Raw genomic sequence first — 16,385 nt, 5'->3', positions numbered from 1 at the left:
GATCAGTTATGGAGCTGGAAGAAATCGTGGCCCTTAGTGTAAAGCATAACGTCTCCGATCTACACCTGTGCAGCGCGTATCCGCCGCGCTGGCGTCGTTTGGGAAAGCTTGAGCCTGCACCGTTTACTTCGCCGGATGTTGAGGAAATCCTCACTCGCTGGCTTAACGACCCACAGTTGGCGCAGTGGCGTGCTGATGGCCAGGTGGACTTTGCCCTGGCCCTTTCAGATGGGCCGCGGCTGCGTGCCAGCGCTTTTGCCCACGCGCGCGGCTTGTCGTTGGCGCTGCGTCTTTTGCCGCAGCGATGCCCGCAGTTGGGGGATTTGGGCGCGCCCGCCGCGCTTAGCGAATTGCTAAATGAAGAGAGTGGTTTGATCCTGGTTACCGGCGCTACCGGTAGCGGCAAGTCGACCACCCTGGCGGCGATGGTGGACTACCTCAATCAACATCGCCATGGTCATATTTTAACCCTTGAGGATCCCGTGGAGTTTATTCACGCCAGCAGGAACTGCCTGATCCAGCAGCGCGAAATCGGCCGCCATTGCTCCTCCTTCGCGGCGGCGCTACGCGTAGCGCTGCGTCAGGACCCGGACGTCATCTTATTAGGCGAGCTGCGCGATAGCGAAACTATCCGCCTGGCGCTGACCGCAGCCGAAACCGGGCACCTGGTGCTGGCGACGCTGCATACCCGCAGCGCGGCGCAGGCCATCGAGCGGCTGGTGGATGTGTTTCCGGCGGAAGAAAAAGAGCCGGTTCGCAGCCAGCTGGCAGGGAGCTTATGCGCTGTGGCGGCGCAAAAATTGTTGCCAAATGCTTCCGGCAGTCGGGTTGCGCTATACGAACTTTTAGTGAACACGCCAGCGGTGGCAAATTTGATCCGCGAAGGGAAAACGCATCAGCTACCCGGCGTGATGCAAACCGGTCAGCAGGCAGGAATGCAAACCTTTGCGCAGAGTTTTCAACAACGTGCAGCGGCAGGTGAGTTATTGCCCTCGTAGAGATGAAACCAAGTTGGTATTCATTAAATTGTTAATTCAGTGTTCAATTAATGTTTTGATAAATGTTTTTATAATACAAATAAGTGGTACGACCTAAGCCTAAATAATGAATGTTATGACAGCAGGCTTACATTTACCTCGCTTCACCAGGAAAAAAGTAGGATTACCTTTTGACACTTTTGCGGGGTTCGATTTATGCTGTTTACGGGAATAGGAAGATTCTCATGAAATGATGTTTCAATAACCAAACTGTATTTGAAAATATAAATACATTATTGAACGTTTAATTTTCAGTTAATTTAACCGCTAAGATGGCGGGGTACTGCTAAGGAGAGTTTCAAGTGATTAATTTATCGGAGAATTTACTGCATTCGCGTCAGGTGACTTTCATTACTCATCCATCCATTCAGAGTAATGCATTTGCGGCGTGGTTGACTGAGAAGCTATCCGTAAACGTAACTCTGCATAATATCAACAAACCGCTAACTCAACGTCTGGCAAAAGATTCCGTAATATTGTTTGATATTGCTGTTTCCAATAAGAAATTGAATAGCGTGTGGCGAGATATTATTCGCGTACAGGCAGATAATCCGCGTTTGTTGATTATCAATAGCGCGCAAAAGTATGAGTTGTACGAAATGGCGCAATGGCCTGCGTTATATGGCGTATTCCGTCATGACGACGACCAATCGCGCTTAATTGAGGGCGTCAAAGCCGTATTGAATGGTGAACAGACGGCTGAATTGAGCGTGATGCACCCGGCGCTGTATTCTGCAGATCAGGTCACGGCGCCGACGGAGAACTCACCGTTGACCGAGCGTGAATGTGAGATCCTCAACGAGCTGCGCTGCGGCGCAACAAATATGGATATCGCACGCGCGTTATTCATCAGCGAAAACACCGTACGTACCCATCTGTACAATGTGTTCCGCAAGCTGAGCGTGAAGAACCGAACCCAGGCGGTAAGCTGGGCGAATGAACATCTGCGTCACTGATTGCCCGGCGGCGCTACGCTTGCGCGGGCCTACGGGTGATGCCAGCGGGGGTTTTGTAGGCCGGGTAAGGCGAAGCCGCCACCCGGCGCAAAAGCGAATCCATGCTTCGCTTTCATCCCAGAGCTACCGATCAGTATCCCTGTTCGAAATAGCTTTCGAGGATAACCACGGCAGAGGCGGAATCAACGCTGCCTTTATTGAGCGCACGAAAACCACCGTGTTCAAACAGGCCGGCGCGAGCTTCGACGGTGCTTAAACGCTCGTCGTGGAGGGTGATTTTCACGCCGAAGCGGCCATGAATTTTATTGGCGAAATTACGTGCGCGCGCGGTTAGCGGCTGTTCGGTGCCGTCCATGTTCAGCGGCAGACCGACAATCACCGCTTCCGGCTGCCACTCTTTCAACAGCTTTTCGATGATGTTCCAGTCCGGCTTGCCGTCCTGCGCCTTCAGCGCCGGGAGCGGACGCGCCGTGCCGGTAATGCGCTGCCCAACGGCGACGCCAATGCTTTTAGTGCCAAAATCAAAACTCAAAAAGGTACCGCTCATTATGCATGCCCCGCGTCGGCAGGCATCGTCACGATATCGATACCGATAAGTTTGGCCGCTTCGCGCCAGCGATCGGCAATCGGCGTTTTAAACAAAATATTCTGATCGGCCGGTGCGGTAAGCCAGGCGTTATCGAGAATTTCCTGCTCCAGTTGCCCTTTTTCCCACGACGCGTAGCCCAACGCCACCAGCACGTTGCTCGGTTGTTTATCGGTACCGAGGGTTTCCAGCACGTCGCGTGAGGTGGTGATCACCGTGTTGTCGGAGATACGGATGCTGGAGGAAAAATCAGACGGCGGCGTGTGCAGGATAAAACCGCGATCCTCCGCCAGCGGGCCGCCGACCATCACCGGTTTATCCAGGCGAATTTCCGGGTTGCGCGCCACCGGCGCGATTTTCAGTTTTTCCAGGATCCCTTCCACCTGCAAATTTTCCAGCGGCTTATTGATGATAATGCCCATGGCGCCATCGTCGTTGTACTCGCAGATATAGACGACGGAGCGACGGAAAAGAGGGTCCTGTAGCGCAGGCATGGCAATCAGAAAGTGATGCTGTAAATTCATTGTCAGAGGTTCTGTTCCTGGTTTAAAAAAACAACACCCAGTATGCGGGTAAAGTAGAAACGTGTCGATGCACTTTGTTTTACAGGCGCCAGAGAGGCGCCTGACGGGCGGGCGTTTGCCCTTCCCTGTGCTTATTTGATGATACGTTTTTCGATAGCGTCCATCAGCATGCCGGTAATCGACACGTCCGGGAAAGCGGCTTCGATTTCGCGCACGCAGGTCGGGCTGGTGACGTTAATTTCGGTCAGGCGATCGCCGATGATATCCAGGCCGACGAAAATAAGGCCTTTGGCTTTTAGCGTCGGGCCGACGCGGCGGGCGATTTCCCAGTCGCTTTCGGTCAGCGGACGCGCTTCGCCACGGCCGCCAGCGGCCAGGTTGCCGCGCGTTTCACCGCCCTGCGGGATGCGTGCGAGGCAGTATGGCACCGGCTCGCCGTCTACCACCAGCACACGTTTGTCGCCGTCTTTGATGGCCGGCAGATAATTCTGCGCCATGCAGTAGCGGCTACCCAGTTCGGTCAGGGTTTCGGAAATGACGCCGAGGTTCGGATCGCCTGCTTTCACGCGGAATATTGAAGCGCCGCCCATGCCGTCCAGCGGTTTGAGAATGATATCGCCGTGTTTTTCCCAGAACGCTTTCAACTGGGCTTTATTACGGGTGACCAGCGTTTCCGGAGTTAGCTCGGAGAACCAGGCGGTGAACAGCTTTTCGTTACAGTCGCGCAGGCTCTGCGGCTTGTTGACGATAAGCGTGCCTTTCTCTTCCGCGCGTTCGAGAATGTAGGTGGCGTAGATAAACTCGGTATCGAACGGTGGGTCTTTACGCATCAGGATGACGTCGAGATCCGCCAGCGGCAGATCCTGTTCGCCGGTGAACGCGTACCATTTGTCGTAATTCTGCTCGACGCTCAGCGTGCGCGTACGGGCGCGGGATTCGCCGTTGATGAGGTACAGGTCGTTCATCTCCATATAATGGAGTTCATAGCCGCGACGCTGCGCTTCCAGCAACATCGCGAAGCTGGTGTCTTTTTTAATGTTGATGGATGCGATAGGGTCCATCACGATGCCGAGCTTGATCATTGTTCTCTCCATTAGCGCTGTCGTGTTTGCGGATTGTTGCGCCAGATTTTAGCCCAGATCGCCAAAACGCACCTGCAGCGCGGTGATGGCGGTGAGCGCGGTAGTCTCAGTACGCAGAACGCGCGGTCCCAACAGGATATCAGTAAACTGGTAGCGAGCGGTCATCGCTATCTCTTCCGCCGACAGGCCGCCTTCCGGGCCAATCAGCAGGCGAACACGTTCAACCGGCAGCGGCAGCGTATTGATACTGGCGCTGGCGCGCGGGTGCAGGTTGAGCTTGAGGCCGTTTTCTTCCTCGGCGCACCAGGCTTCCAGCTGCATCGCCGGGCGTATTTCCGGCACGACGTTACGGCCGCTCTGTTCGCAGGCGGCAATGGCGATTTTCTGCCACTGCTGAATCTTCTTCTGCAAGCGTTCGGCATCCAGTTTAACGCCGCAGCGCTCGGAAAACAGTGGCGTTATGAGGCTTACGCCAAGTTCGATCGATTTCTGGATGGTGAATTCCATTTTTTCGCCGCGTGACATCACCTGGCCGAGATGGATGTGCAGCGGAGATTCACGATCGTCGAGCTGGCCGCGGATAACCTCAACCATGACGTTTTTCTTGCCCGCTTCGGTGATGACCGCGTCAAAAACCTGATTGCTGCCGTCAAACAGCTGTATTTCCTGGCCTTTGCTCATGCGCAGGACGCGGCCAACGTGGTTGGCTGCGTCTTCGCTGAGGGCAATGTGGCTGCCGGGGGTAATGCGTTCCGGGTGGTGGATGCGAGGAATGCGCATGCTTGATATTCCGTTCTTCGCGCAGATAGCGCCTTCCCCTGGGCGGGGAAGACGGCGGCTGCAAATTAACAATTGCCGCTAGTGTAGGTTAGCTCTTTTGCGCCTGGCAAGCCTGCTGGACGTAAGGATTATGGTTGCCCTGAACTTTGGCGATTCGCTCATCGCGTTCGCACTCCCAGGAGGTCACCGGATACTGCTTATCCCAGGCGGTAAACAGCTGGGTTTGCTGGCGGGAAAGAGTCAGCTGATAGCGGTCGCGCATATAGAAGTAGGTGCGGGCGATCGAGCCGCGGGCGCGTACCGGCGGTTCGGCGACTTTATCTTTAAAATCCACCTTCATGGCGCATTGACCATACTGTCCATCGCCGCCGTTCCACTGGCTGTACATAAAGTTGCCGCGATCGCCATTGACCTCGCCGACCGCAGGCTGCAGGTTATGCATATCGCTTTCCATCTTGCGGTATTCCGGATCTTTGGCGCAGTTTTTACGCCCACCATCCTGCCAGCACTGGCGCTGGTGGCCGAACTGCCACGCCGGGACCACGTGTTCCCATTCGACCCGGCTGGCGCGGTTCTCGTTTTTACGCACTTTGTAGCCGCAAGATTCCAGATCGATAACGCCTTTTTTACCCTGCCAGTCGATTTTACAGCCGCAATAAAAGTCGCCGGGGACGTCGGCATTCACTTTTACGCCAGCGGCTTTCGCCTGGGAAAAACTATGAATACCAGCAGCCGCAAGCTGGCCGCTGGCTGCCACGCTGAATAACGCGACGGCAAAAACATACATACGGGACATCGTAAACTCCGTGTCAAAACGAGCCCGCAACGTAGCGAATGAGGGTGTCAGATGCAATCAGTCAGATCAGAAAGTTTCTAATTAATTCCAATGGTTACTTTTCCGCCACTAGCAGATCGCCGCAGCGAACGCAGCGGTAAGTGGCTTCACCGCGCACCACGCGGTTATGGCGACGGACGGTTAGCTGATGCTGCTGGCACTGGCAGCGATAGGGGAAGGTGTTCTGGCGTACTGAATCGAGCTCAAAGCGGTGGGTGCGGCGGGCGGGGACGCCCAGCACGGCCTCCATCATCCATTTCCACTCTTTACCGTGCGGCGCGACGCGGCCAAAGTGTTTCCACACCAGCAGATGCGCCAGTTCGTGCGGCACCACTTCATCGATAAACGCCTGCTGATTTTCCAGCAATAGCACTGGATTGAGGCGGATCTCGTTTTTCTCCAGCCACGCGGTGCCTGCGGAGGTGCCGCGCTGCTGATAAACCAGCGTCGGTTCCGCATAGCGGCGTTCCAGCTTGAGATTGGCGGTGGCGAGATGCTCCCGCAGGCTACGCATGACGGCCTGCTGGATAGCGATGGGAATTCGGGGTGTTTTCATAGCGCCAGAGGATAGTGCGCCGCGCGGGGGAGAGCAAGAAGAAGCTTCCTCCCGGAGGGGAGGAAGCACAGAGGGGATTAATCGCGAGCGCCGATTTCGCGCAGCGGGCGTCCCTGCATCAGGTTGCGTTCAATATGTTCCAGCGAGACGTTTTTGGTTTCTGGAATCAGCCAGATAGTCAGCAGGATAAACAGCACGTTCAGACCGCCGTAGACCCAGAAGGTGTTGGCGCTGCCGAGAGAGTTCAGCATGGTCAGGAAGGTGGCGCCGACGATCATATTGGCAATCCAGTTGGTCGCGGTGGAGCAGGTGATACCGAAATCGCGGCCTTTCAGCGGCTGTATTTCAGAACACAGTACCCAAATCAGCGGGCCGGCGCTCATCGCGAAGCCGACGATAAACATCAGCAGCATCAGTACTGCAAAGTACTGCGCGGTAGCAGAGTGAATACCGATATGCATCATGCTGCCCAGTACGCCCATACCGGCGGCCATCACGATAAAGCCGAGGATCAGCGTCGGTTTACGGCCCCAGCGGTCGACCAGGCCGATAGCGATAAAGGTGGCCAGTACGTTGGTCAGGCCGACGATCACTGTGCCCCACATTTGCTCAGTGGTATTGGCATAGCCCGCCAGTTCAAAAATCTTCGGCGCATAGTACATGATGACGTTCATCCCGGTGAACTGTTGCATGATCTGCAGCAGGACGCCAAGGAACACCGCGCGGCGGAAGTTGCTGTTCTCTTTGAACAGCGCCCAGCCGGACTGTTTGACTTTCAAGCTTTCGCGGATTTCATCGAGCTCGCGTTTGGCTTCGGCGCTGGTATCGCGCAGGCGCAGCAGGACGCGTTCGGCATCGACGAAACGGCGTTTAGCGGCAAACCAGCGCGGGCTATCCGGCAGGAAGATTACGCCGATCAGCAGCAGGATTGCCGGGATGATAATCACGCCGAGCATCCAGCGCCACGCGCCGCTGTAGCTGAAGGCGGTGTCAGAGAGGTAGGCGCCGAGAATACCGATGGTAATCATCAACTGGTACATCGAAATCATACTGCCGCGGATTTTCTCCGGCGCGATTTCCGATAAGTACAGCGGCGCGGTGTAAGAGGCGACACCAACCGCCAGCCCCAGCAGGACGCGAGAGATCAGCAGGATTTCGACGTTCGGCGCGGCGGCGGAAAATAGCGAACCGGCCACGAACAGGATCGCGCCGATCATCAGGCTTTTTTTACGCCCAAGTTTGAAAGAGAGCCAGCCGCTGCCCACTGCGCCGACGGCGGCGCCGAACATCATGGAGCTGACCACCCACTCCTGGGTATGCGCGCTGATTTGGAATTCATTGGCAATGAACGGTAAGGCGCCGGCAATAACGCCGATATCAAGGCCGAACAGTAAGCCGGCCAGCGCGGCGAGGAAACAGACAAAGAACGTCATCGTCTTGTTTGAACGCCCTTGTTTTTTGTTGTCAGGCATAACGCCCTCCAGTTGAGTTATTGATTCTGTCGATGCTTAGAGTAGGGGAGTGCAGGACAAAAAAACGTGATTACAATCACGACTGTGTAATCGGTTACACTAAGGTAAAGATATGTAATCAGTAAAAACATATTCAAATCATAGATATAAAAGGCAAATATCGCCAATAAGAATGGGCTGAAACGGCGATTTTTGACATGTTATGTAACATTGTGAAAAGAGTTCGCGCCTGCGGGTAGCTAGAACGATCCCGCCCTTGCGGCAGATATGTAATCGCTTTCATCAAGTGGGGAAAGGAAATGGATCAAAGACGGTCAAACGTCGGGGAGAGAATCAGGGCAACAAAAAGGCCAGCGCGGGGCTGGCCTTAAGCAGTCAAGCGGGGTGGCTTATTTCAGGCCAGCCGCTTCGCGCAGCAGGGCTGCTTTGTCGGTTTTTTCCCATGGGAAATGTTCGCGACCAAAGTGACCGTAAGCGGCGGTCTCTTTGTAGATCGGGTGCAGCAGATCCAGCATCTGAATCAGGCCGTACGGACGCAGGTCGAAGAACTCGCGTACCAGCAGGGTCAGCTGTTCAGAAGGCACTTTTTCGGTGCCGAAAGTTTCTACCATGATCGAAGTCGGTTCAGCGACGCCGATGGCGTAGGAAACCTGAATCTCACAACGATCGGCAAGGCCTGCGGCAACGATGTTTTTCGCTACATAGCGCGCCGCGTAGGCTGCTGAACGGTCAACTTTAGATGGATCTTTACCGGAGAACGCGCCGCCGCCGTGGCGAGCCATGCCGCCGTAGGTATCAACGATGATCTTACGACCGGTCAGACCGCAGTCGCCCATCGGGCCGCCGATAACGAAACGGCCGGTCGGGTTGATGAAGAACTTGGTGGAAGCGTTCAGCCATTCGGTCGGCAGAATCGGCTTGATGATCTCTTCCATCACTGCTTCCTGCAGGGATTTCTGATCGATATCTTCAGCGTGCTGAGTGGAAAGCACAACCGCATCGATGCCGACGATTTTGCCGTCGTCATACTGGAAAGTGACCTGGCTTTTCGCGTCCGGACGCAGCCACGGCAGGGTGCCGTTTTTGCGGACTTCAGCCTGGCGCTGTACCAGACGGTGCGCGTAAGTCACCGGCGCCGGCATCAGCACGTCAGTTTCGTTAGTGGCATAGCCAAACATCAGGCCCTGGTCGCCCGCGCCCTGTTCCAGCGGGTCGGCGCGGTCAACGCCCTGGTTGATATCCGGGGACTGCTTACCAATGGCGCTCAGGACCGCGCAAGAGTTGGCGTCAAAGCCCATATCGGAATGCACGTAGCCAATTTCACGCACCGTGTTACGGGTGATCTCTTCGATATCAACCCATGCGCTGGTGGTGATTTCACCGCCAACCAGAACCATGCCGGTTTTGACATAGGTTTCGCAGGCTACGCGCGCTTTCGGATCCTGTTCGAGGATCGCGTCCAGCACGGCATCGGAGATTTGGTCAGCAATTTTGTCTGGATGCCCTTCTGATACAGACTCGGACGTAAAGAGGTGTTTTGCCATGTTTTATTTTACCTGTGAGTATTCGTGTAGCTCATACTGTTGTGTAGAGAGGCTTTGATAGATGACCCTACCAAGGCTTGCAGGTAGTGACACGAGCAGTCTGAGTGTTAATCAGTATAGATGGATTAACTTCTGGATGGCTATTTTAGGTCAGAACTTCATCGCATTTCCACATTTTTTTGACATCGCCCGCATTAATGGAAAAAGCGTGGTGGAAATTTTTCCTGACAACTCCGGCAAGACGCGTATTTTTATTTTGCATTTTACCCCGCTTCTCGGTATAAAACGCCGCGCGCGGCTCATTAAAAAAGCGCACGAAGCCCATCTCGTGACGCCACTTCCAGCCGGGTTAAGCACTCTGTTACACAGCGGCGGTTTCGCCAGCTGTTCGATATGTATAGCTTTGGCTTGTCGCTGGCCTGTTTCGGGGCAGTGTGGAGGTGATACCAGATAATGAACCAACGTTTTTCGCCTGATTCGCCGCGTCGTTCTGTCGCGCAATTCTATCCCGCAATCTGCATCTCTTTCGTGCAAACCTGCCGATGTTCTACCCATCTCGGCGCTTCTCAGGATTCCAGGGCCTCCAGGCTTTTTGAAAACTGAACAAGGGCGCTCTTGCGTGAGCAAGGGTTTTCTCGTGGTTTCTCCGGGCTGTCATACCAGCTTCGGGTACGTGTTTTACTATATATGAATAAGAAACCGGTCGCGCAGCTGCAGTGCCAGCACTATCTGCTGGGATTAAAGGCTGTTCATGGGTTGTTATCGCGTCTGTCGACTGCGATAGTAGTTAATATTACAAGTTGAGGTTCGCTATGTCTGACGACATGTCTTTGGGTTCGCTTTCGTCAGCAGGCGAACACGGTGTATTACGTTCCATGCAGGAGGTTGCGATGAGCTCCCAGGAAGCCAGCAAAATGCTACGTACCTACAATATTGCCTGGTGGGGTAATAACTATTACGACGTTAACGAACTGGGCCATATCAGCGTTTGCCCGGATCCTGACGTCCCGGAAGCGCGCGTCGACCTGGCCGAGCTGGTCAAAGCGCGCGAAGCCCAGGGACAACGCCTGCCGGCGCTGTTCTGCTTCCCGCAGATCCTGCAACATCGTCTGCGCTCGATTAACGCCGCCTTCAAGCGCGCGCGTGAATCCTACGGTTATAACGGCGACTATTTCCTTGTCTACCCGATCAAGGTCAACCAGCACCGTCGCGTGATTGAATCCTTGATCCACTCCGGCGAACCGCTGGGGCTGGAGGCTGGTTCGAAGGCTGAGCTGATGGCGGTGCTGGCGCACGCGGGGATGACCCGTAGCGTGATCGTCTGTAACGGTTATAAAGATCGTGAATACATCCGTCTGGCGCTGGTGGGCGAGAAGATGGGCCATAAGGTCTATCTGGTCATCGAGAAGATGTCGGAAATCGCCATCGTGCTGGAAGAGGCCGCCCGTCTGAACGTGGTGCCGCGCCTTGGCGTGCGTGCGCGTCTGGCCTCGCAGGGTTCCGGTAAATGGCAGTCCTCCGGCGGCGAGAAATCTAAATTCGGCCTCGCGGCGACGCAGGTGCTGCAACTGGTCGAAATTCTGCGCGAGGCAGGCCATCTTGAGAGCCTGCAACTGCTGCACTTCCACCTCGGCTCGCAGATGGCCAACATTCGCGATATCGCCACCGGCGTGCGCGAATCGGCGCGTTTCTACGTCGAGCTGCATAAGCTGGGCGTTAATATTCAGTGCTTCGATGTCGGCGGCGGTCTGGGTGTCGATTACGAAGGGACCCGCTCGCAGTCCGACTGTTCGGTGAACTACGGCCTGAATGAGTACGCCAACAATATCATCTGGGCGATCGGCGATGCCTGTGAAGAGAACGGCCTGCCGCACCCGACGGTGATTACTGAGTCCGGCCGCGCGGTGACCGCGCACCACACCGTACTGGTTTCCAACATTATCGGCGTCGAGCGCAACGAATACACCGAGGCGACCCCGCCGGCGGAAGACGCCGCGCGTCCGCTGCAGAGCATGTGGGAAACCTGGCTGGAGATGCACGAAACCGGCAACCGCCGCTCGCTACGCGAATGGCTGCACGACAGTCAGATGGATCTGCACGATATCCACATCGGCTACTCCTCCGGCACCTTCAACCTGCAGGAGCGCGCGTGGGCGGAACAGCTGTATCTGAACATGTGCCATGAAGTACAAAAACAGCTCGATCCGAGCAACCGCGCCCATCGTCCGATCATCGATGAGCTGCAGGAACGTATGGCGGATAAAATCTACGTCAACTTCTCGCTGTTCCAGTCGATGCCGGATGCCTGGGGCATCGATCAGCTATTCCCGGTGATGCCGCTGGAAGGGCTGAACAAGTCGCCGGAACGCCGCGCGGTGCTGCTGGATATTACCTGCGACTCCGATGGCGCCATCGATCACTATGTTGACGGCGACGGGATCGCCACCACCATGCCGATGCCGGAATACGACCCGGAGAACCCGCCAATGCTGGGCTTCTTTATGGTTGGGGCTTATCAGGAGATCCTCGGCAACATGCACAACCTGTTCGGCGATACCGAAGCGGTAGATGTTTTCGTCTTCCCGGACGGTAGCGTTGAGGTTGAGCTCTCCGATGAGGGTGATACGGTGGCGGATATGCTGCAGTATGTTCAGCTGGATCCGAATACGTTGCTGACCCAGTTCCGCGATCAGGTGAAAAATACCGGTCTCGACGCCGAGCTGCAGCAGCAGTTCCTTGAAGAGTTCGAAGCGGGGCTGTACGGATATACTTATCTTGAAGATGAGTAATTAAGACTAATCCGCTGGTGGGTCGGTTTATGTTAATAAACCGACCCTTTTTTATAAATGAAATCTGAAACAACATAGTGGATGCTTTTTAAAGCGATAATAGCCTGTACACTGCCGTGAGGAAATAATACTTAGTGGAACAGGGACAGAATATGAAAAATATATCGCGGTACGGTCTTATTATCGGTTTATTATTAGGCGGTTGTTCGAGCCAGGCTGTGTACCATGACCGTGCGGCGTCAACCACCGATGTCGCCACCCGCTGGGGCAGCGACGTTCACTCAACGGTTAAAGGCGTGTCCGCAGAACGCCAGGATTCCCATCCTGACGAAATTGTATTGATTAATTATTCCGGTCAAGATCATACCGGTTTCGACCAGCTGTATAGCATTCGAATTAGCGATCTGGAATATGCGGTACGCGATGCTAATTTTAACTCTCTCCCTATTACTCGCAGCTATAATAATTCCACCGGAAAATGGCAATACGCTATTGCGGCCCGCGTTGGCACACAATATCAATTATATGTTCGTAATTATAGCCATCGCGTGGATTACGAAATTGTTGCTACCGTGGATGGTCTCGATGTCCTGAGCGGTAAGGCCGGTTCGCTCCAGAATAATGGTTATATTATCCGTGCCGGCGGCTCGCTGGCGATCAAAGGATTCCGTAAAAATAACCGTACCGTAGCGGCGTTTGAGTTTTCTGATGTTGTGCAATCTTATGCCGCCCATTCCGCTCAGGGGGATACGCGTAACGCCGGGATCATTGGCTTTGCCGCCTTCGCCTTACGCGGAGAAAAGCCGGCGCCGCTTCCACCGTGTTCGGCTCAGGCCTTCCCGGCGAACGGTTTCGCCCCGGCGCCTTGTCAAAAATAAACGTCCCGCTTGCCGCCGGGCGGTTTTCAGGCGATAATTTGTCCTTATAAGCAGTAACCTAATTCAAACCCTTCCTCGTCGGGCCTAACGACGCGGAGGGGTTTTTTTATACTTATTTTTTACGTTCCACGACTGTGAAAAGAGGTCATACCCATGAGCACTTTAGGTCATCAATACGATAACTCCCTGGTATCCAACGCTTTTGGTTTCCTGCGTCTGCCGATGAACTTTATGCCGTATGAAAGCGATGCGGATTGGGTCATCACCGGCGTGCCGTTTGATATGGCGACCTCCGGGCGCGCGGGCGGCCGTCATGGCCCGGCGGCGATCCGTCAGGTGTCAACCAACCTCGCCTGGGAGCACAACCGTTTCCCATGGAACTTCGACATGCGTGAACGCCTGAACGTCGTGGACTGCGGCGATCTGGTCTACGCCTTCGGCGACGCTCGCGAAATGAGCGAGAAACTGCAGGCGCACGCGGAGAAACTGCTGGCGGCCGGTAAACGCATGCTCTCCTTCGGCGGCGACCATTTCGTCACCCTGCCGTTGCTGCGCGCCCATGCCAAGCATTTTGGTAAAATGGCGCTGGTACACTTCGATGCCCACACCGATACCTACGCCAACGGCTGTGAATTCGACCACGGCACCATGTTCTACACCGCGCCGAACGAAGGGCTTATCGATCCGAACCACTCCGTGCAGATCGGTATTCGTACCGAATTCGATAAAGATAACGGCTTTACCGTGCTTGATGCGGGCCAGGTTAACGACCGCAGCGTCGACGACATCATCGCTCAGGTGAAACAAATCGTCGGTGATATGCCGGTGTACCTGACCTTCGATATCGACTGTCTGGATCCGGCTTTTGCGCCAGGTACCGGTACGCCGGTGATCGGTGGGTTGACCTCTGACCGTGCGATCAAACTGGTGCGCGGCCTGAAGGATCTGAACATCGTCGGAATGGACGTGGTTGAAGTCGCCCCGGCTTATGACCAGTCTGAAATCACCGCCCTGGCGGCGGCGACTCTGGCGCTGGAGATGCTATACATTCAGGCAGCGAAGAAAGGCTAAGCGTTTACTGCTGCTGCGCGACGCATGCGCAGCAGCAGTATGCCGCCGGCGCACAGCGTGATCAGCTGTGATGCCACCAGAACGGAAAAACCTGAACTTACCGATCCCACCGATTTCATCACCACTCCCATCAGCAGCGGAATAAACGCCGCGCAGATATTGCCAATGCCGTTAATGATCCCATAGGCGCTGCCCACCGCTTCGCGCGGGGCGTGATGCTGCACCACAGCTGGGATCGCCGCCCCCTGTAATCCCCAGAAAACGTTCGCCGCCAGCATAAACAGCGCCAGCATCGCCGGCTGCTGGCTGAGCATCAGCGCCAGCACGGAACCGGCGGTGAGTAGGCCGCCGATAATAAACAGCAGCGGCGCCTGCTCCGGGCGCATTTTGTCGAGGAGCACGCCGCCAACAAACTTTGAGCCCAGGCTTAACAAAAAGGGTACTGCCGCCAGCAGGCCGGTGGCCTGCAGCGAGAAGTGGTGCTCGTCGCGTAGCCAGGCGGGCAGCCAGGCGCTACTTCCCCATAGATAGCTGAGCGTGGCGATTTCCACCAGTAGGATCCAGCCAAGCAGCGGCGTACGCCAGGCGAGGGCAAAAGTCTGACTGAAGCCCGGCTTCGCGCGCTGTGCGGTCACTTTTGGCGCGGGGAGAAACCGCCAGATTAATCCGCCGCCGAGCAGGAGGTTAAGCAGCGCCAGCGCGTAGAAGGAGCCGATCCAGCCAACATGCGCCATCAACCAGGTGACTAGCGGGAAGCCTACCGCCAGCCCAAGCGATACGCCGAGGGCGGTCACCGCATTCGGTTTACCTATTTCATCGGCGGCGAAGTTGTCGTTGATAAAACGTGTCTTCAGTGAGAATAGCGGTCCCTCCGCCACGCCAAGAACAATGCGCGCGATTAACATCCCGAAGAGCGAGCCCAGCAGCGGTGATACTGCGCAAACCAGCGCCCATATAGCAATGCTGCTTAAGAGTCCCTGGCGGTAATGCCATTTACTTTCTATAACTGGGGTTAATAATAATGCCGAAAATCCATAACCCAGAAGAAAGCATGTCATTAGCATGCCTTGTAACATTCTGTTTTCATTTAATTGAAAGTGGGCCGCAAATTCCGGGTTAAGGATCATCACCGAGATATTTACCCGATCGACGTAGGAAATAATTATTAACAAAAGTAATGCTATTACCCCTTGCCATCTTGCCGCCATTTGTTGTCTCCACGCTTAATTTAATGATTGCCGGTTATTATTTTTTTAACGCCAGAAATAGTTACATAAGTAAAATGATTCACCAGTGAAACTCGTTGTTTTTAAAAGATTAAATAAATGATTGTTTCATGGGTGAAACACCATGGCTTCCGCCGTTGCACATTTTTAATGATCGTCTGCAAAAGAAGTCAATAGTCGCGTGTGAAATTTAAATCGGCATTTTTATTTATAATGGATCACCACTTTAAATATCATCATTTCATCTGAATGCAGTTTTTCGTGATCAATTGCACACTTAGCTAATTTAAAAGTCATTCATTAACAAGTTTGTCACATTAACGCTTGACGAAACATTCACCGCTTTTATATTGACCGTATTAAATAAGAAACAGAGTTTCATATATGAAACAAAAGCCTGGAGGATTGCGATGAGCTGGATAGGCGTATGTGACGCGGAGCAAGTACAGGAAGATTTCCCATATAGCGGCAATATCGACGGTAAGGAAATCGGTATTTATCTGATTGATGGCGAATATTACGCGCTGGAAGACGTTTGCCCTCATGCCTATGCGCTCCTGAGCCAGGGCTTTGTCGAAGATGGCAAGGTGGAATGCCCGCTGCATGAGGCGGTATTCGACGTCAAAACCGGCCAGTGCCTGCATGGCCCCGGCGGTCGCAACCTTAATCGTTACCCGGTGCGGGTATACGACAATCAGATCCAGATTACCTTTATCGAGGAGAACGTGGCATGAGCGAATCCCTGGACTTCAACCCGGCGCTACCGGAAAGCCGCCAGTTTACGCCACCGGCGGAAGGCGGAAACGGCAATATCCATAAGCCTGGCGACTATCACAATCTGATTTGGCAAACCCGCAGCCGGGTGCCGGAAAACTGGGAACTGCAGCTTATCGCCACCCTGGAAACGTTGTTCGAGCAGGGCGCGGAAAGTCTCGGTGAACTGGTGAACGGCCTCAATGGCGTCAGGATGCATGACCAACAGGGCGAACCGTGGAGCGAAAGCAGCTTCCAGGCATTTTTACAGGTTAACGGCTACTGAGGACACAGCG

The 16,385-nt window shown here is 54.6% G+C and carries 19 protein-coding genes; 10 read left to right on the top strand and 9 right to left on the bottom strand.

Going from position 1 to position 16,385, the window contains the following annotated elements; all coding sequences use genetic code 11:
• Positions 1 to 8: 8 nt before the first annotated feature.
• Both PGQ95_RS01650 and PGQ95_RS01645 read left to right on the top strand, forming a co-directional pair.
• Positions 9 to 998: a type IV pilus twitching motility protein PilT gene (locus PGQ95_RS01650; RefSeq protein WP_348854093.1), complete on the top strand. Its 990-nt coding sequence runs from the start codon at positions 9 to 11 to the stop codon at positions 996 to 998.
• Between the two features lie 341 nt (positions 999 to 1,339).
• Complete coding sequence (locus tag PGQ95_RS01645) at positions 1,340 to 1,993, top strand: LuxR C-terminal-related transcriptional regulator (protein WP_087859779.1); 654 nt, start codon at positions 1,340 to 1,342, stop codon at positions 1,991 to 1,993.
• A 130-nt stretch (positions 1,994 to 2,123) separates the two neighbouring features.
• Here the strand turns inward: PGQ95_RS01645 and ruvX are convergent, their stop codons facing one another.
• The 8 genes from ruvX to metK all read right to left on the bottom strand — a co-directional run bounded on the left by ruvX (position 2,124) and on the right by metK (position 9,372).
• Positions 2,124 to 2,540 carry a Holliday junction resolvase RuvX gene (gene ruvX, locus PGQ95_RS01640; protein ID WP_015369733.1) on the bottom strand — a complete coding sequence of 139 codons (417 nt, stop codon included), beginning with the start codon at positions 2,538 to 2,540 and terminating at the stop codon, positions 2,124 to 2,126.
• A complete protein-coding gene (locus PGQ95_RS01635) occupies positions 2,540 to 3,103 on the bottom strand; it encodes a YqgE/AlgH family protein (RefSeq protein ID WP_045392076.1) in 564 nt (187 codons plus the stop codon). Before PGQ95_RS01635 ends, ruvX begins: the two co-directional genes overlap by 1 nt.
• A gap of 131 nt (positions 3,104 to 3,234) precedes the next feature.
• Positions 3,235 to 4,185: a glutathione synthase gene (gene gshB, locus PGQ95_RS01630; RefSeq protein ID WP_430916793.1), complete on the bottom strand. Its 951-nt coding sequence runs from the start codon at positions 4,183 to 4,185 to the stop codon at positions 3,235 to 3,237.
• 48 nt (positions 4,186 to 4,233) lie between these two features.
• Positions 4,234 to 4,965, bottom strand: a complete 732-nt coding sequence (gene rsmE, locus PGQ95_RS01625; protein WP_087859778.1) for a 16S rRNA (uracil(1498)-N(3))-methyltransferase — start codon at positions 4,963 to 4,965, stop codon at positions 4,234 to 4,236.
• 88 nt (positions 4,966 to 5,053) lie between these two features.
• Positions 5,054 to 5,761, bottom strand: coding sequence for a deoxyribonuclease I (endA, locus tag PGQ95_RS01620; RefSeq protein WP_087859777.1), 708 nt, complete (start codon positions 5,759 to 5,761; stop codon positions 5,054 to 5,056).
• 94 nt (positions 5,762 to 5,855) lie between these two features.
• Positions 5,856 to 6,356 carry a SprT family zinc-dependent metalloprotease gene (locus tag PGQ95_RS01615; RefSeq protein WP_020077952.1) on the bottom strand — a complete coding sequence of 167 codons (501 nt, stop codon included), beginning with the start codon at positions 6,354 to 6,356 and terminating at the stop codon, positions 5,856 to 5,858.
• A 77-nt stretch (positions 6,357 to 6,433) separates the two neighbouring features.
• On the bottom strand, positions 6,434 to 7,828 hold the full coding sequence (locus PGQ95_RS01610) for a sugar porter family MFS transporter (protein WP_045379571.1): 1,395 nt from the start codon (positions 7,826 to 7,828) through the stop codon (positions 6,434 to 6,436).
• 389 nt (positions 7,829 to 8,217) lie between these two features.
• Positions 8,218 to 9,372, bottom strand: coding sequence for a methionine adenosyltransferase (metK, locus tag PGQ95_RS01605; protein ID WP_004149807.1), 1,155 nt, complete (start codon positions 9,370 to 9,372; stop codon positions 8,218 to 8,220).
• A 136-nt stretch (positions 9,373 to 9,508) separates the two neighbouring features.
• On the opposite strand from metK, the gene PGQ95_RS01600 reads away from it, so the two are divergent.
• The 6 genes from PGQ95_RS01600 to speB all read left to right on the top strand — a co-directional run bounded on the left by PGQ95_RS01600 (position 9,509) and on the right by speB (position 14,110).
• The gene (locus tag PGQ95_RS01600; protein ID WP_395226619.1) at positions 9,509 to 9,826 is read left to right on the top strand and encodes a hypothetical protein; all 318 of its coding nucleotides are present in this window, start codon (positions 9,509 to 9,511) and stop codon (positions 9,824 to 9,826) included.
• Complete coding sequence (locus PGQ95_RS01595) at positions 9,826 to 9,975, top strand: hypothetical protein (protein WP_419718970.1); 150 nt, start codon at positions 9,826 to 9,828, stop codon at positions 9,973 to 9,975. The genes PGQ95_RS01600 and PGQ95_RS01595 overlap by 1 nt, the downstream gene beginning before the upstream one ends.
• 84 nt (positions 9,976 to 10,059) lie before the next feature.
• A complete protein-coding gene (yqgB, locus tag PGQ95_RS01590) occupies positions 10,060 to 10,176 on the top strand; it encodes an acid stress response protein YqgB (protein WP_015369741.1) in 117 nt (38 codons plus the stop codon).
• Between the two features lie 8 nt (positions 10,177 to 10,184).
• On the top strand, positions 10,185 to 12,161 hold the full coding sequence (gene speA / locus PGQ95_RS01585) for a biosynthetic arginine decarboxylase (RefSeq protein ID WP_020077953.1): 1,977 nt from the start codon (positions 10,185 to 10,187) through the stop codon (positions 12,159 to 12,161).
• Between the two features lie 152 nt (positions 12,162 to 12,313).
• A complete protein-coding gene (locus PGQ95_RS01580) occupies positions 12,314 to 13,039 on the top strand; it encodes a hypothetical protein (protein WP_395226618.1) in 726 nt (241 codons plus the stop codon).
• Between the two features lie 153 nt (positions 13,040 to 13,192).
• Positions 13,193 to 14,110 (top strand): agmatinase, encoded by a 918-nt coding sequence (gene speB / locus PGQ95_RS01575; protein WP_047080345.1) that lies wholly within the window; start codon positions 13,193 to 13,195, stop codon positions 14,108 to 14,110.
• Here the strand turns inward: speB and PGQ95_RS01570 are convergent.
• Positions 14,107 to 15,318 carry an MFS transporter gene (locus tag PGQ95_RS01570; RefSeq protein WP_430916790.1) on the bottom strand — a complete coding sequence of 404 codons (1,212 nt, stop codon included), beginning with the start codon at positions 15,316 to 15,318 and terminating at the stop codon, positions 14,107 to 14,109. The two genes, speB and PGQ95_RS01570, sit on opposite strands and share 4 nt — an antisense overlap.
• Before the next feature lie 428 nt (positions 15,319 to 15,746).
• On the opposite strand from PGQ95_RS01570, the gene PGQ95_RS01565 reads away from it, so the two are divergent.
• Positions 15,747 to 16,070 carry a Rieske (2Fe-2S) protein gene (locus tag PGQ95_RS01565; RefSeq protein ID WP_004151769.1) on the top strand — a complete coding sequence of 108 codons (324 nt, stop codon included), beginning with the start codon at positions 15,747 to 15,749 and terminating at the stop codon, positions 16,068 to 16,070.
• Positions 16,067 to 16,375 (top strand): recombinase-like helix-turn-helix domain-containing protein, encoded by a 309-nt coding sequence (locus tag PGQ95_RS01560; protein WP_004144765.1) that lies wholly within the window; start codon positions 16,067 to 16,069, stop codon positions 16,373 to 16,375. The genes PGQ95_RS01565 and PGQ95_RS01560 overlap by 4 nt, the downstream gene beginning before the upstream one ends.
• Positions 16,376 to 16,385 lie beyond the last annotated feature (10 nt).

Source organism: Klebsiella sp. 141240 (assembly GCF_050600805.1).
Lineage (GTDB): Bacteria > Pseudomonadota > Gammaproteobacteria > Enterobacterales > Enterobacteriaceae > Klebsiella > Klebsiella aerogenes.
The sequence above is the reverse complement of the archived record's forward strand: the minus strand, read 5'-3'. Positions and strand labels throughout refer to the sequence as shown.